This is a genomic window from Pseudomonas sp. B21-040, from assembly GCF_024748695.1.
Taxonomy (GTDB): Bacteria; Pseudomonadota; Gammaproteobacteria; order Pseudomonadales; family Pseudomonadaceae; genus Aquipseudomonas.
In genome coordinates this window covers 3,984,794-4,000,014 of record NZ_CP087176.1, presented here as the reverse complement: position 1 = coordinate 4,000,014, position 15,221 = coordinate 3,984,794, and the positions used below count along the sequence as shown (strand labels likewise).

Here is a 15,221-nt window from a genome sequence, read left to right as displayed (position 1 = left end):
CCCAAGTCATTGATTCAGAGTGCACGTTTAGGCAGTTTCCAGTTCGGCCGAATGAAATGGCAGGTGTAACCATTGGGCACTTTTTCAAGGTAATCCTGATGCTCCGGCTCGGCTTGCCAGAACGGACCAGCGGGAACGATCTCCGTCACCACTTTGCCAGGCCACAGACCTGAGGCATCGACGTCGGCCGCGGTGTCTTCGGCGACGTCGCGTTGCTCCTCACTGAGATAGAAGATCGCCGAACGGTAGCTGAGCCCAACATCGTTGCCCTGACGATTCGTCGTCGAGGGATCGTGAATCTGGAAGAAAAACTCCAGGATCTGGCGATAGCTGATCACCTGCGGATTGAAGACAATCTCGATCGCTTCCGCATGGGTGCCGTGGTTGCGGTAAGTGGCATTGGCCACATCACCGCCCGAGTAGCCCACGCGGGTAGACAGGATGCCGGGCATTTTTCTGATCAGGTCCTGCATGCCCCAGAAGCAGCCGCCGGCCAGGATGGCGGTTTCGGTTTGCGTGGTCATCGTGCTCACTCCTCAGTAGTAGCCAGTTGGATCAGGTTCTTACGCCGTCAGGACCTTGAGGTCCACATCAATGTTGCCGCGCGTTGCTTTGGAATACGGGCAGATTTGATCGGCAGTGTGCGCCAGTGTCCGTGCAATGTCGTCCGCAAGGCCAGGCACGCGCAGCGTCAATCGCGCCTGGAGGAAATAGTCCTGACCGGTCTGACCGACATCGACTTCGATGTCGACGGACAAATCCCCTGGCAGCACCACGTTCATGTCATTGGCCACCAGCCCGACAGCGGCGGTGTAGCAGGCCGACCATGCGCCGGCGAACAGTTGCTCGGCGGTCGGGTGCGGCTGGGTCGCGGCGAACACGTGTACAGGTGCGGTGTTGCCGGGCGACGAGAGCGCAATGTCGAGGCTGCCGTTATGGCCGCGCGACGTGTGGCCGGTGCTGCTGGCGGTGGTGTGGGTTTTGCCGGTGGCCAGGACTTTTTCAATTTTGCTCATGAGGATTCTCTTGAATGTGTTCGGTTTGTTTCGCATGCGTGTTGGTCGCATGCGATATATATGGGGCGTTTATAAGGCCGATCTTCAAGCCGTGAGGACGTTGATGGCCACGTCGATGTTGCCGCGAGTCGCTTTCGAATACGGGCAGATCTGGTCCGCTTCATGGGCCAGTTTGGTCGCAACAGCGTGATCCAGGCCGGGTGCGCGCAGTGTCAGGCGGGCTTGCAGGAAGTAGGCGTTACCGGTTTGACCGAGGTCGACTTCGATATCCACCGACACGTCGGACGGCAGTTCAACGTTATTTTGCTTGGCGGCGAGGCCGACGGCAGCGATGTAGCAGGCCGACCATGCACCGGCGAACAGTTGCTCGGCTTTTGGGTGCGGCTGGGTGGCTTCGAACACGTGTGCAGGCGCGGTGCTGCCTGGCGATGACAGCTGGATATCGAGGTTGCCGTTATGACCGCGCGAGGTAAAACCAACAGCGCTCAAGGTGGTGTGGGTTTTGCCGGAGGCCAGGACTTTTTCGATTTTGCTCATGGGGTGAATCCTCTACAGTTTGATTTTTGATCGTATGCGGTTATATCGTATGAGATGTAATAATAATCCTACAGACCCCAATGAGTGTCAAGGGGGAGAAGGGGGCCTCGGCGACGAGTGGTGCGCAGGTGTGGAGAGGACGGTGTTTTGTAAATGGCGGAAACGAAAAAGCCCGCACGAGGCGGGCTTGGAATTCGAGTAGGTGGCCAGTGCTGGTTTCTGGCTTACAAGGTTTATCAGGACTCTGACAGAACAGTGTTATGTACTTCTGCTTCACACGGCGTAAGGGCTGGATCTCAGCGCGGAGATCTTTCTAACCGTGTACCCTTCGGGACGTGCCCCACGTCTCCTTGCTATCCGCTTGCGCATCAGTCTGCGTCTTCACCTACATAAGTGAGCATAGCAAAGCATCTGCTGTGTAAAGGGCGCTTTTTAGACCGATTTCATCCTGGGAAAAGCGTCACAGGATGGAAAGCTAATATCGGCACAACCTGCCACCAAAGGCAGGCTGGCCGAGGGGTCGCGATCAAATCAGATTGATCTCGACATCGATGTTGCCGCGGGTTGCCTTGGAGTACGGGCAGGTCTGGTGGGCCGCGTCCACCACCGCACGAGCGACGGCTGGGTCCAGGCCTGGCAGGCTGACATTCAGACGTGCCTGGAGGAAAAACGCGTTCTCGGTTTTGCCCAGGTCGATCTCGGTATCCACGGCCACGTTGCTCGGCAGGGTCACCTTCAGCGCGACTGCCGCCTTACCCATCGCACCGATGAAACAGGCCGACCAACCCGCTGCCAGCAGTTGTTCCGGATTGGTGCCGCTGCCAGACGAACCGGGCGGGGACAGCTTAATGTCCAGGCGTCCATCCGAACTCTTGGACTGACCGTCGCGGCCGCCAATGGTATGGGTCTTGCCGGTGTAAAGCACAGTCTCGATTTGATTGATCATGGCAGGTTCCTGCTGAGGGTTTGATGGCTTCATCGTTCAGGTCGCAGGGTCATGGACCTCCTGGCGACGTGGCGACTGTTACACCCTCATGTAGTGCCTGTGTGTCGTGAACCGGCCGTTGTGTATCGCTGTGTAAGATCACGGCAGAATCTACAGATTGATACAAATCCGCGCGTGAGCGAGGAGGGCGAACCCCTCACTAATGCGCGACTGCTTACTTGGGCGGAACGAAGTTATCGAGCATTCGATTCACCGCCAATTCCCCCAGCATGATGACCTGCTGCAGCGCCAGCACGGTACTGCGGTGGGTGCCGTCTAACAACGCCGCCACGTTGCTGGCCATGACACTGGCCGATGCCAGGTTCTCGCAGGTTTGAACCAGCAGGGTTTCATGGTCGACATCCGGGGCAATCATATAAATGGTGCTGGGTTTGCGTGGGGTGTCGTTCATGAGTGCCACCGGGTTGAGGTAGAAATCGAGGGCACGCTCGGCGGCGGCGTGGAGTTTTTTGGAATCGAGGGATGAGTAGGGGGAGGCTGGGTCGGTGTCGGGTGAATCGGTGTCTAGCGATTCGGTGTCTGGTGGATTGGGCGTTACCTTGAACATAGATGAAACTCCATATGGGATTATCGGAGCCATCACCTTCGCTACCAAACGAAAGGTGGTGGCCATACGAAGGTTGGTAGACCGGCCCACATGGAAAATCCGGCGCGCCCGAGGGCGCCCTGCGCATGGCCACCATAAAAACGAATGCCTAAAAAGCATCTGTAAAAGGTGACGTTATGCGACATGTGAAAGACGGGCTACCAAACCCGATCACTGTTTTTCAGCGACCGGGAAACGATAAAACCCGAGCCATCGACGCACAAGCCGGCGGATTCTGGCTTAGCCGTAGGTAACGGCGCAAGGTTTTGTAGCCTTCGGGAAGTAACTTCGGATGTCTTTAAACAGGCGCCGTTAAACGCGTGAACGCCTTCCAGAAATCGAGGAAATGTCTGACATGCTTTTAGGGGAGGCTGGTCGAGTGGTGGTTGGACACGCGGGCTGAATCTCGGCAGTTTCTGACATGTGCAGACAGTCGCCATGTTTCATGGTTACGACCGGCAGAACGACCCAAAGCGGACATCGGCGGGACATTCCGATTAGCTGAATTGACGCTCATACAGGGTGACCTGCTTAGGAAACAGCTCGCCATAGAGAGGATGTGGAATGCCGAAAATGTTCACTTCGATGCACGGCGGCGGGAGCTCTTCGGAGTAATCCAGGATGGCCAAACCCGCACATGGAATGACCAGACCCGCTTCGGTCTGAACAGAAAGATCCAGAACGGTCTGGTCGTGATGGTTCGTGGAGCACTGGTTCTGGATAGCTGCGTACTCATCGGCAGGTTCGAATTGGCCGAAAGCAACGCCCATCGGGGGATCTCCGTAATCGAGCGCCGAGTAGCCCACCAAAACCAATCCGCTATAAATTGAGAATCGCATCATGAGACTGCCTGTTTTTTGTCATGCATTAGACCCAACCGCGGTATATCACTCGGCTAGTCCTTAAGCGAGGGTGAAGCAGTTGAGCGACCGCAATTTGCCGTTTTCTGCCTGCCGCGAAGTCTTCTGCGCGCGGCCACCTTGGTCGGTTCTGACCGTAACCAGCCCATTGGACGTGACGCTTAAGGAAAACTAAAGATGGCGGCGGAGTAAAAAATTCACTGACAAGTGGTGTTGAAATAAATAATTCATTGATTTACTCTCGGTCCCACGTTGTACGAGATCAACCGCTGTTAGCACCTAAAAAAACAAACAATCGGGAGCAAACATGAAAACGAAAGTGATGTTGGGATTGTTCATGACGGCCGCAGTTTCTCTACCAGCCTGGTCCGCTGACTGGACCGTAGGTGCTAACGTTGGCAACGTGCCCTGGGAGTTTCAGGACGCCAAAGGTGAATTTGTCGGCTTCGAAGTCGATGTTGTAAAAGAAGTGGCCAAACGCGCCGGAAAAAGCGTCGAGTTCGTCAATATTCCCTTCAACGGCCTGTTCAGTGCCGTGCAATCCAAACGTGTTGAAATCGCTATCTCATCAATCACTATCACTCCGAAACGTCTGGAGTCGGTAGCCTTTGCGCAGCCTTACTTCGACAGCGACCAGTCGCTCACCGCACTGACCACTTCCAAGGTCAAAAGCCTGGCCGACATGAACGACAAGGTGGTTGGTGTCGACACTGGCTCTACCGGCGACATGTGGATCGGCCAACACAAGGACGAGTACAAGTTCGCCGATGTCTCGCGCTATGAAGGGCTATCGCCGGCCATGCTCGATCTGGCTTCCGGACGAATCGATGGCTACGTCAGCGACATTCCTGCGGTGCTCTACTACATCAAGGACAAACCGCAATATTCCATCGTGGCGCGTATTCCCACCGGTGAACGCTACTCATTGATGCACGCCAAAGGCTGGGCAATGAGTGATCAGGTCAACGACATCATCAGCAAGATGAAAGAAGACGGCACCTTAGGGAAAATCCACAAAGAGTGGTTCGGCGCTGAAGCCGATAAAGACTCGAGCACCCTGAAAGTGACCGCCGTCCTCAAGTAAGCCCTGCTGCTGATGCATGTAAGTGGCGACGCCTGTTCGCCACTTGTATTGACCGAGGTATCCCATGGATCTTTTGCAGACATTCTTCAACTGGAACGTGCTCGTCGATTCGCTTCCGCTGATGATGCGCGGTTTGGGCGTGACCATTTTGCTTGGGGTGGTGAGCATTGCCCTGGGCCTGGTGGGCGGGCTTTTGCTGGCATTGCTGCGGTTGTACTCCTACGCACCTGTTCGAGCGCTTGCACGTATCTACATCGATATCATGCGCTCTATTCCACTGCTGGTTTTACTGGTACTCATCTATTACGCGCTGCCTTTTGTCGGCATTCGACTGTCGTCTTTTGCGGCCGCTGCCAGTGCGCTCTCGCTGGTCTCATGCGCTTACAGCGCAGAGATTTTTCGTTCGGGCATCGAAGCCATTCCCCGTGGTCAGTTCGAAGCTTCGGCTTCTCAGGGCATGAGTTTTTTCAACACCATGCGCGACGTCGTGTTGCCACAGGCCATCCGCATCGTAATGCCCCCCATGACGAGCAACTGCATCAACGTCATGAAAGACACGGCGCTCGCTTCAGTCGTCGCCATGCCTGACTTGCTGAAGCAGGCAACCCAGGCGCAGGCACTGGCTGCTAACCCGACACCGCTGGTAGGGGCTGCCTTGCTGTATCTGTTGCTGCTGTTGCCGCTGGTACAAATGGTCAGCTGGGTTGAGCGTCGTAACGCCTCTGGAGGAAAAACCGCATGAGCACGTTGATCGACATCGAAAATCTCGACAAGTACTACGGCAGCTTCAAGGCGTTAAGCAATATCAATTTGCAGGTTGAAGAGGGTGAAGTGGTGGTCATTCTTGGCCCGTCCGGTTCGGGAAAATCGACCTTGATTCGCTGCATCAATCTGCTTGAAGACTACCAGCAGGGCGATATTCGCGTGGGGGGCGAGCGGGTTGAAAACGGTCCGCGACTGAGCGCCATCCGTAGTGAAGTAGGTATGGTGTTTCAGAGCTTCAACCTCTATCCGCACCTCACTGTTCTCGACAATGTGTCGTTGGCGCCGATCCGGGTGCGCGGCCTGAGTCGGCGTGATGCGCATGCCAGAGCCAAGGAACTATTAGTGAAGGTCGGCATGGGCGATCACGCCCACAAATACCCGAGCCAATTGTCCGGCGGCCAGCAACAACGGGTTGCCATCGCCCGCACCATGGCCATGGAACCTCGCGCGATTCTGTTCGACGAACCGACTTCCGCGCTGGATCCGGAAATGGTTGGCGAGGTACTCGATGTCATGCAAAACCTCGCTCGGTCCGGCGTCACGATGGTCGTGGTCACTCATGAAATGGGCTTTGCCCGTCGGGTCGCCGATCGGGTGATCTTCATGGAAAGCGGACGCATTGTTGAGCAGAACATCCCGGAACCCTTTTTTACCGCACCTCAGGAACCCCGCACGCAAGCGTTCCTGCAGGCCATCTTGCACCACTGAATCAGGCTGGAGAAAGAAGAGTGAATCCTCTCGATATCGATTACGTTCGCAAGCAATTTCCAGGTCTGGCCGGTGGATACGCCTACATGGATAACGCCGGTGGTTCGATGGTGCTGAGTGCCGTCGCTGACCGGGTCACTGATTACCTGCTCAACAGCAGCGTGCAACTGGGCGCTTCCTATCAACCTTCCGTCGACGCTGGCGAGCGAGTGATGCAGGCACGTCACTCCGTCATGCAGTTGATCAACGCCGAGCATCCCGAAGAAGTCATCATGGGCGGCTCGACCACCCACTTGCTGCAAATACTGTGTCGCGCCATCGCACCGTCAATTGTCCAGGGCGATGAAATCATCGTCACCAATTGCGATCACGAGGCCAACATCGGCCCATGGGTCAAGCTTTGCGAAGACCGTGGTGCGACCTTGCGCGTATGGCAGGTCAACCGCGACAGCTGTGAGCTGGAGCTGGATGACCTGCAGGTCTTGCTCAATGGCAAAACCCGTTATGTGGCCATGACCCACACCTCGAATATTCTCGGCTCGGTCAATCCAGTCGCCGAGGTTGCGCGGCGTGTCCATGCGGTGGGCGCCAAGCTGTGCGTGGACGCCGTCGCTTATGCACCACACCGTCTGGTGGATGTTCAGGCCAGCGGCGCCGATTTCTACGTCTATAGCTTCTATAAAACGTTCGGCCCGCACTTTGCCGTACTCTGGGGACGCCGCTATCTGTTGCTGGAATTGCCGAGTCTTAACCACTTCTTTATCGGTCAGGATGTGGTGCCTTACAAATTGCAACCGGGCAACGTCAACTACGAGTTGTCATTCGGTTGCATCGGCATTACCGACTATTTGCTCGACATCAGCACCCGGCTTGGCGCGCAAGGTAGCGAGCGCAAGTGCATGCAGGCTGCGTTCGATGCCTTCGAGGTGCAGGAGGATTTGCTCGCCGAGCGTCTGCTGGCATTTTTGCGCCAGCGCGAGGGCGTTCGGATCATTGGCAAAGCGAATACCAGCAATCGAGTGCCAACGATCAGTTTCGTGGTTGAGGGCGTTCAGTCAGAGGCTGTTGTGCGTAGGGTCGATGAGCATCGGATCGGCATTCGTTTTGGTGACTTCTATGCACGGCGACTTATCGAAGCCCTTGGGCTTGACCAGTTTGGCGGGGTAGTGCGGGTGTCGTTGGCGCATTACAACACGCTGGAAGAAGTCGACCGCCTCATCACTGCGCTGGATCAAGCAATCAATGCGTTGCGTTGACGGGCGTACACACCTCTAATTTTACGAGCTTTCATTATGGCCTTACCTGAAACCCTTGCAGAGCTGCGTGACTGTATAGCGGCCCAGCACGAACAACTGACCGGTCGTCTGCGCGATGCTGCCCGATTCCTGATCGACAACCCGCATGAAATCGCACTCAATACGGTAGCCGAACTGGGTAAGCGCTCTAGCATCGCGCCTTCCGCTTATATTCGGCTGGCTCAGGCGCTTGGCTTTGCAGGTTTCAAGGATTTGCAGCGGCTTTTCCGCGCACCGTTGCAACAGGCTGCCGACACCCACAGCGAGCGTATTCGGCACTACGGCGGTGAGACGTTGCTGGAGGACCCGAGTGACGTCGGCGGAATTCTGCGTGAGTTCAGCCAGGCCAATATCGTTTCTTTGGAACACCTGGCCGAAGGCGGCGAGCAGGCCAATATCGAAGCCGCCATCGCCCATCTGCAAGTCGCGCGCACTACCTTCGTTATCGGCATGCGCCGTGCCTTTCCGGTGGCGGCGTATCTGAGCTACGCGTTGAGTCGTGTGGGCCGGCGAACCGTGCACATCAGCGGTGCTGGCGGCACGTTGCCGGAGCAGGTCAGCGCCATTGCCGATGATGATTTGCTGATAGCCGTCAGCTTTCCACCGTACGCCCATGACACCGTTGAGGCGTGTCGTCAGGCGCGGGAAGCAGGCGTGACGCTGGTAGCGATCACTGACAGTGTTCTGAGCCCTATCGGGCAGATGGCCGATACGGTGATTGAGGTCAATGACGCCGAATTACTGGGATTTCGCTCGCTCACCGCTTCGTTCTGTATTGCGCAAACCCTGGCCATGGGGCTGGCCTTCAGCGAGTGGCAATCGGACACCACCTTTAGCCACGACCGGCTGAAAGATATCGACTGCTAAGTCGCGACTTTCACCACGTACTTATTTAACCAGTCACTTCAGGAGAATATCCCGATGGTTTCACCTGCACGCGATTTAGTGGGTTACGGAAGACAACGCCCGCAAGGCACCTGGCCGAATGGCGCACGTTTGGCCATCAGCCTGGTGATCAACTACGAAGAAGGTTCCGAACGCTCGCTCGCCATGGGCGACCCGGACCAGGAATCCATGACCGAATGGGGCAGCTATTCAATACCCGACGGCACACGCAATCTGGCGATGGAGTCGATGTACGAGTACGGCTCGCGTGTCGGGATCTGGCGAATCCTGGATATTCTCGATCAGCAATCGGTTCGTGCGACTTTTCATGCTTGCGCAGTGGCCTTTGAGCAGAACCCTGATGTGGCTCGCGCCGCCGTCGCGGGTGGCCATGAGATTTGCAGTCACGGTTATCGCTGGGAGGAAGTGTTTCGCCTGACTGAAGAGCAGGAGCGTGAACACATGCGCCTGGCCATCGAGTCATTCGAACGCACCTGTGGCAAGCGTCCCGTTGGCTGGTATTGCCGGTATGGCGCCAGCGTCAACACCCGTCGACTGGTCGCTGAGGAGGGCGGTTTTCTCTACGATTCCGATGCCTACAACGACGATGTTCCCTACTTTGTCGACGTCGAGGGCAAGCGTCACCTCGTGGTGCCTTACACCGCCGACGTGAACGATTTCCGCTACTGGAACTCGCCGGGGCTTTCGCAGGCATCGGACTTTTTCGAGTACATGAAAGAAAGCTTCGAAGTACTTTATGAAGAGTCGGCTGAAGGGCCTCGCATGATGTCGGTCGGGCTGCATCCACGGATGGTGGGCCGTCCAGGGCGGGTCAGGGCGATCAAGCAATTCATCGAGTACGCGAATCAGCACAGCGGTGTCTGGTTTGCTACGCGCGAAGAAATCGCCCGTGCCTGGCTTGAACGAACTTGATTGCATGGCAATCACGCCGGATTAAAAAATTGAGACGCGCTATTCCTCATTGTGTTGAAAGAGTTCAGGGGGAAGTTCACCAATGCCTTTGAGCCGGGTTTCGAGAAAATCGCGTAATACTCGAACTTTTGTGGAATAGCGTCTGTTGGGAAGATAAGCCATATAAATCTGTCTCCCTGTCAGCGAGTTAACAAAACGATAGTGCGCAAGAACAATTTGTAATTCGCCACTCAAGAGGAGGTCTCGCACCAGCCAGATTTCAAACTCGGCAATGCCCAGTCCACCACAAACCGCTTCGAGCAGTAATTCCGAATTGTCCGACTGAAGATTGCCTTTTGGGAAAATCGAATGTTTCACGTCATCTTTGGTGAAGTACCAATGCGGGTCGCTGTCGGGGTGCAGGTAGATGAGGCAATTGTGCTGGCTGAGTTCGGCAGGTGTTTGGGGATGACCGCAGCGCGCAAGATAATCTGGCGTTGCGCACAGTAGCGAATCGTTGCGGGATATAGGATAGGCGATCAAGTTCTCAAGATGATTCTCGCCCTCATGAATATCCAGGTCAAAGCCTCCTAAGATCATATCGTTGTGGTTGTCGGTCAGACGCAAATCCATCTGGATACCGGGGTACATCTGTAAAAAAGGCGCGATCAGCGGTGCAAGGAAGCGCCTGCCGAAAGCCACGGGCGAAGTCAGTTTCAGCGGGCCGCTTGGTGCAAGATTGAGGTCACTGACGACACGTAACGTGTCGTCAAGATCCGCAATCATCGACAGCGCGCGGGCGTGATAAATCTGCCCAGCCTCGGTGAGGGCGACGATGTGTGTTGTGCGATGAAGAAGGATTGTGTTCAGCGACTTTTCCAGCGTTGTAATCATTCGGGTCAATGTCGAAGGGGAGACATGCAGTTCTCGGGCTGCCGCGGAGAAGGTGCCCAACTCCACTACTTTGACCAGTGCCCTCATTACAGCTAAGTGATCAATACGTGCAATTTCATTAATCATTTTCAGAGTTGCCTTTGCGCTGGTTGCAAAACCGAATTCTATCGGACGATGTTCCATCCATTTTCGCCAGTATATAGACTCATTTCGATTGAAGTGCGCACACCGTTCATAACTTCCGGCAACGTATTCACACGAGAGAATCGTTCATCTCCGGAGCTCATTGGAGTATCGAGATCATTATGGATTTTCCTGCACATGTTCCATTGGCTGTTGCTACTCGAAACCAGCATGTGGAGCGGATTCACTGGGGATCAGTAGCTGTTGTTGATACCGAAGGGGCTTTGTTGGCCTATGCGGGCGATCCGGGAGCGATGATGTTTTCCCGTTCAACGCTCAAACCGTTCCAGGCCGTTCCTTTCGTGCGTGATGGCGGTGTCGAACACTTTGGGTTCTCCGATGATCAAGTCGCCGTCATGTGTGCCAGTCACTCCGGGGAAGCATCGCACGTGAATGCCGTGAGCAGCATGTTGGCGAAAATCCGGCACGAAGTGACTGACCTGGGGTGCGGCTGCCATTTACCGGACTTCTATAGCGCGGGCAATCTGCCGCCGGCTGGCTTCCACTTCGATCAACGCCACCACAACTGCTCCGGGAAGCACACCGGGTTTCTTGCCTATTGCCGCCTTCACGGGTTAGCCAGTGATTCCTACCTGGCACCGGACCATCCCTTGCAACGTGACATCCAGCGTGTCGTCGCATCGCTGAGCGGTGTTCCGGAAAATCAGTTTTGGGCGGGCACTGATGGCTGTAACGCGCCAAACCTCGGGATGCCTCTGTCACGACTTGCGTTGCTGTGGGCGCGACTGGCCAGCGGTGATGCCGGTTCCGACGCCAGCCTCAGCGCGGTATTGCAACGTCTGTTTGACGCCATGCGGCGCAATCCGCAAATGGTCTCCGGTACCGGCCGATCCGATCTGGGGATCACGCTTGCATCAAATGGCGACTGGGTCGCGAAAACCGGTGCCGATGGTGTGCAGACGGTAGGTATCCGTAGTCGAGGGTTGGGTGTGGCGGTGAAAGTCAGCGATGGCGATTTCCCTGCCGTGTTCGCCATCACCATTGCCGTACTCAAGCAACTGGGAGTGCTGGAGCAGGAAAGCGAAAGCCCGTTGTTGGCGCCCTGGGCAGATCCGGCATTGAACAATTGCAACGGCGCGCCGGTAGGCCAGTTGAAGGCTACGGTGCAATTGAAGTTTGTCTAGTACGGGTGCCTGCAGGGCATACATCAGACCTCCAACGCAGATCAGAAACCATGCTATCGACTCACGCGCAAAACCAGCAAACCCCGGCCATCTCACTACGCGCGGTCAATAAGTTCTTTGCCAGTCAGCAAGTACTGTTTGATGTTGATCTTGAGGTTCAGCCAGGTGAAGTGGTCGTGATTATCGGTCCTTCGGGCTCTGGTAAATCGACCTTGTGTCGCTGCATCAATCGCCTGGAAACCATCACCAGTGGTGAGATTTTTTTGCACGGCGAACGCCTGCCTGAAGAGGGCGGGGCACTGGCGAAAATGCGTGCCAAGGTCGGCATGGTTTTCCAGAGTTTCAATCTGTTTGCACATCGGAGCGCGCTGCAGAATGTTGCCATGGGCCCCCGAAAGGTCCTTGGAATGAAACGTCAGGACGCCGACGCGTGGGCAATGCAACAGCTCGAACAAGTCGGTCTGGCACACAAGGGGAAGGCTTATCCCGCGGAGCTGTCGGGTGGCCAACAACAACGCGTTGCGCTGGCTCGATCGCTGGCGATGAAGCCCAGCGTGATGTTGTTCGATGAACCGACCTCGGCACTTGATCCGGAAATGGTCAACGAGGTTCTGAAGGTCATGGTCGATTTGGCCCGCACAGGCATGACCATGGTAGTAGTCACCCATGAAATGGGGTTCGCTCGCTCCGCTGCCGACAGGATTATTTTCATGGACGCCGGCCGGATTGTTGAGAGTGCTCCACCGGAAACCTTCTTCAGCGCCCCCCGCTCAGAGCGTGCCCGGGAGTTTCTTTCCAAGATTCTGGCTCATTAATCAACTCATCTGAAAACACAATAAAAAGAGAGATCAACCATGCGCTCAAACCGGTTCGTTTCATTCAGCGTCTCCCTTCTGGCTTCCTGCATGTTCGCCACGTTAGCGTCGGCGACCACAGTCGATCAGTTCCCCGCAGATTCGACGATGGCGAAAATTCACCAGCGCGGAAAGCTGGTTGTTGGCACCTCATTGAATACGCTGATGTTCTCGTCCCGAAATCCCATGACTGGAGACGTTGAAGGCTTCGAGGCTGATCTGGCCAGGATGCTGGCTAAACAGCTTACAGGCTCCGAAGACAACATCGAGTGGGTCAGCACCACACCGGAAAACCGCATTCCTCTGGTCGAGAACAAACGCGTCGACTTGGTCATCGCCACCATGACAGTGACCGACGAACGCAAGCAGGTCATAGGCTTTGCGGGCCCGTATTACCTCGCCGGACAGGACTCTCTGGTAAGAATCGACGATCATTCGATCAACAAAACCGCTGACCTCGACAACAAGACTGTCTGCGTACTAAGCGGGACGACCGTAGAGCGCAATCTCAAACCATTGGCGCCTAGTGCCAAGATCGTGACTTTCAGCGATGCCTCCGCTTGTGTAGAGGGTCTGATAGACAAACGTTTCGACGCCTATGTCGACGATGGCGCCACGTTGGTCGGTGAGTCACTTCGCCAGCCCGGCAAGCTGCGGGTGGTTGGCACTCCGTTCACTGAAGAGCCCTACGGCATCGCCGTGGCCAAGGAAGACAAGGTTTGGCGTAGCTGGATCAGCAATCAGTTGGGGGCGGCTATCCAGAGTGGCAAGTGGCAAGAAATGTACGGCAAGGATCTTGAAGCCGGGCTGGGCGCACCGCAGGTGCCAGTGATCGAACAGTAAGAGCTCCGCAGAGGCGAACCTGATGTCTTATATCGAACGCTTTCTGGGGGGCATCGCGGTCAGCGTCGAGCTGACCCTGCTGTCCTTCGCCATTGCGATCGTTCTCGGGCTGCTTCTGGCAATCATGAGGGTGAGCCCATGGCCACCCTTTCGCTGGTTTGCCAGCAGTTACGTAGAACTCATGCGGATGATGCCGCTTCTGGCGCTGTTGCTGCTGTTCACCTTTGGACTGCCGAAGCTGGGCTTCATCTATTCGCTGTTCACTTCCACGGTCCTGGTCCTGGGACTGTATAGCGCGGCCTGGATCTGTGAAGTCGTGCGGGCGGGTATCAACACTGTGTCGATTGGCCAGATTGAAGCCGCACGCAGCATCGGGATGCGCTTCGACCAGATCCTGGGCGAAGTGGTGTTGCCACAAGCCGTGCAGTCGGTCGTTGGACCTTTGGGCAATCTGTTCATCATTCAAATCAAGGCGTCGGCCATTGGGGCTGCGATTGGTGTCGCGGACATCACCTATACCGCGCAGAAGATCAACTTCGACACAGCCCTGGCCGTGCCGACCTTCCTCGGCGCCATGGGTGCCTATTTTCTGCTGACCCTGCCAGCCGGTTGGTTCTTTCGCTTTCTGGAGCAAAAAATGGCGGTGTTGCGATGAGCGCTGACAACTTGCTTTACGAACCGCCTGGTCCGATTGCCAGAAGGCGTAACCGGCTGATTTCGGTAATCGGCGTGTTACTGCTGTTGGGTTGCCTGATGGCGGTGGGTCATCGGCTCGATGCCAGTGGTCAGTTCGATGCCAAGCGATGGGAAATCTTCCTGCATCCGGGAACACTGCGCTTTCTGTTTGACGGCCTGGTGGCAACTTTGCTGGCCGCAGTGATCAGCATGGTATTGGCCTTCAGTCTGGCGTTGCCTCTGGCGCTTGCGCGGTTATCGTCCAGGCTCTGGTTGCGCACCTTGGCTGCCAGCTATATCGGTTGTTTTCGCGCGGTACCGCTGCTTTTGTTGATTCTGTTTACCGTCATCCTGTTGCCCTCGATCGGGTTGAACTGGTCAGCCCTGGGTTATCTGATTTTCGGCATGGTGCTGCACCACAGTGCGATGGCGGCAGAGATTGTACGTGCCGGTATCCTTTCTTTGGGGCGCGGGCAGAACGAAGCGGCGTTATCGATCGGCATGCGCGAACACCAGGCGATGATGTGGATTGTATTGCCACAGGCGCTGAAACTCATGTTGCCAGCATTGATCAGTGGCGTTCTGGCGATTGTCCAGGATACGTCCCTGGGGTACATCATTCCCTATGAAGAGCTGTTGCGCCGGTCCCAGCAAATATCCAGCTTCGCCCCACAATCACTGCTGCAATCGGCGTTTATTGTCACGGTCATGTATGGTTTTGTCAGCGCTTTGCTTCTGGCTCTGCGGCGCTGGATCGAACGACGGCAGGCCTACACCTCTCGAGCACTAATCCCTGAGGAAGGGGAGTTGTCTAAACTGAACACGCTGGTGTCGGCGAAATCGCCGGCATCAACGTGATGAGCGCCCGTGCGGTTCTGATACAGGAAGCTGTTGGCCGTTTAGGGTGAGCGCGCAGCCGGCTGGCATCCACTTTGATGCTGCTGGCGTCCACAGTAAAGCCATCACCATTGAC

Annotated in this window: 18 protein-coding genes; 11 read left to right on the top strand and 7 right to left on the bottom strand. The window is 56.0% G+C overall.

Annotated elements, in window-relative coordinates:
• Positions 1-14 precede the first annotated feature (14 nt).
• The 6 genes from msrA to LOY55_RS18325 all read right to left on the bottom strand — a co-directional run bounded on the left by msrA (position 15) and on the right by LOY55_RS18325 (position 3,987).
• Positions 15-524 carry a peptide-methionine (S)-S-oxide reductase MsrA gene (msrA, locus tag LOY55_RS18350; protein WP_258666138.1) on the bottom strand — a complete coding sequence of 170 codons (510 nt, stop codon included), beginning with the start codon at positions 522-524 and terminating at the stop codon, positions 15-17.
• A gap of 39 nt (positions 525-563) precedes the next feature.
• The gene (locus LOY55_RS18345; protein ID WP_046030257.1) at positions 564-1,016 is read right to left on the bottom strand and encodes an Ohr family peroxiredoxin; all 453 of its coding nucleotides are present in this window, start codon (positions 1,014-1,016) and stop codon (positions 564-566) included.
• Between the two features lie 84 nt (positions 1,017-1,100).
• On the bottom strand, positions 1,101-1,553 hold the full coding sequence (locus LOY55_RS18340) for an Ohr family peroxiredoxin (RefSeq protein ID WP_046030255.1): 453 nt from the start codon (positions 1,551-1,553) through the stop codon (positions 1,101-1,103).
• A gap of 526 nt (positions 1,554-2,079) precedes the next feature.
• Complete coding sequence (locus tag LOY55_RS18335) at positions 2,080-2,499, bottom strand: organic hydroperoxide resistance protein (protein ID WP_077431970.1); 420 nt, start codon at positions 2,497-2,499, stop codon at positions 2,080-2,082.
• 214 nt (positions 2,500-2,713) lie between these two features.
• The gene (locus LOY55_RS18330) at positions 2,714-3,106 is read right to left on the bottom strand and encodes a DUF6124 family protein (RefSeq protein WP_223525100.1); all 393 of its coding nucleotides are present in this window, start codon (positions 3,104-3,106) and stop codon (positions 2,714-2,716) included.
• A 536-nt stretch (positions 3,107-3,642) separates the two neighbouring features.
• Positions 3,643-3,987, bottom strand: coding sequence for a hypothetical protein (locus LOY55_RS18325; protein ID WP_258666134.1), 345 nt, complete (start codon positions 3,985-3,987; stop codon positions 3,643-3,645).
• A gap of 325 nt (positions 3,988-4,312) precedes the next feature.
• On the opposite strand from LOY55_RS18325, the gene LOY55_RS18320 reads away from it, so the two are divergent.
• From LOY55_RS18320 to LOY55_RS18295, 6 genes are all read left to right on the top strand, one after another.
• A complete protein-coding gene (locus LOY55_RS18320; protein ID WP_109786227.1) occupies positions 4,313-5,089 on the top strand; it encodes a transporter substrate-binding domain-containing protein in 777 nt (258 codons plus the stop codon).
• A gap of 64 nt (positions 5,090-5,153) precedes the next feature.
• Complete coding sequence (locus tag LOY55_RS18315) at positions 5,154-5,831, top strand: amino acid ABC transporter permease (protein WP_027923846.1); 678 nt, start codon at positions 5,154-5,156, stop codon at positions 5,829-5,831.
• Positions 5,828-6,562 (top strand): amino acid ABC transporter ATP-binding protein, encoded by a 735-nt coding sequence (locus LOY55_RS18310; RefSeq protein WP_109786226.1) that lies wholly within the window; start codon positions 5,828-5,830, stop codon positions 6,560-6,562. The genes LOY55_RS18315 and LOY55_RS18310 overlap by 4 nt, the downstream gene beginning before the upstream one ends.
• Positions 6,563-6,582: 20 nt before the next feature.
• Positions 6,583-7,818, top strand: a complete 1,236-nt coding sequence (locus tag LOY55_RS18305; RefSeq protein WP_109786225.1) for a cysteine desulfurase-like protein — start codon at positions 6,583-6,585, stop codon at positions 7,816-7,818.
• Positions 7,819-7,854: 36 nt separating this feature from the next.
• The gene (locus tag LOY55_RS18300) at positions 7,855-8,724 is read left to right on the top strand and encodes a MurR/RpiR family transcriptional regulator (RefSeq protein ID WP_223525104.1); all 870 of its coding nucleotides are present in this window, start codon (positions 7,855-7,857) and stop codon (positions 8,722-8,724) included.
• Positions 8,725-8,778: 54 nt separating this feature from the next.
• A complete protein-coding gene (locus tag LOY55_RS18295; RefSeq protein WP_109786224.1) occupies positions 8,779-9,675 on the top strand; it encodes an allantoinase PuuE in 897 nt (298 codons plus the stop codon).
• A gap of 39 nt (positions 9,676-9,714) precedes the next feature.
• Here the strand turns inward: LOY55_RS18295 and LOY55_RS18290 are convergent, their stop codons facing one another.
• Positions 9,715-10,731, bottom strand: a complete 1,017-nt coding sequence (locus tag LOY55_RS18290) for a LysR family transcriptional regulator (protein ID WP_223525106.1) — start codon at positions 10,729-10,731, stop codon at positions 9,715-9,717.
• A 122-nt stretch (positions 10,732-10,853) separates the two neighbouring features.
• Here LOY55_RS18290 and LOY55_RS18285 point away from each other — a divergent pair, with 122 nt between their 5' ends.
• Genes LOY55_RS18285 through LOY55_RS18265 form a run of 5 tightly spaced genes read left to right on the top strand, consistent with a single transcriptional unit; the run spans position 10,854 to position 15,106 of the window.
• A complete protein-coding gene (locus tag LOY55_RS18285) occupies positions 10,854-11,876 on the top strand; it encodes an asparaginase (protein ID WP_258666128.1) in 1,023 nt (340 codons plus the stop codon).
• Positions 11,877-11,926: 50 nt separating this feature from the next.
• On the top strand, positions 11,927-12,691 hold the full coding sequence (locus LOY55_RS18280) for an amino acid ABC transporter ATP-binding protein (protein WP_109786222.1): 765 nt from the start codon (positions 11,927-11,929) through the stop codon (positions 12,689-12,691).
• Between the two features lie 39 nt (positions 12,692-12,730).
• Positions 12,731-13,573, top strand: coding sequence for a glutamate ABC transporter substrate-binding protein (locus LOY55_RS18275; RefSeq protein WP_109786221.1), 843 nt, complete (start codon positions 12,731-12,733; stop codon positions 13,571-13,573).
• A gap of 22 nt (positions 13,574-13,595) precedes the next feature.
• Positions 13,596-14,228 (top strand): amino acid ABC transporter permease, encoded by a 633-nt coding sequence (locus LOY55_RS18270; RefSeq protein ID WP_223525108.1) that lies wholly within the window; start codon positions 13,596-13,598, stop codon positions 14,226-14,228.
• A complete protein-coding gene (locus LOY55_RS18265; protein ID WP_109786219.1) occupies positions 14,225-15,106 on the top strand; it encodes an amino acid ABC transporter permease in 882 nt (293 codons plus the stop codon). Before LOY55_RS18270 ends, LOY55_RS18265 begins: the two co-directional genes overlap by 4 nt.
• Positions 15,107-15,221: the final 115 nt, after the last annotated feature.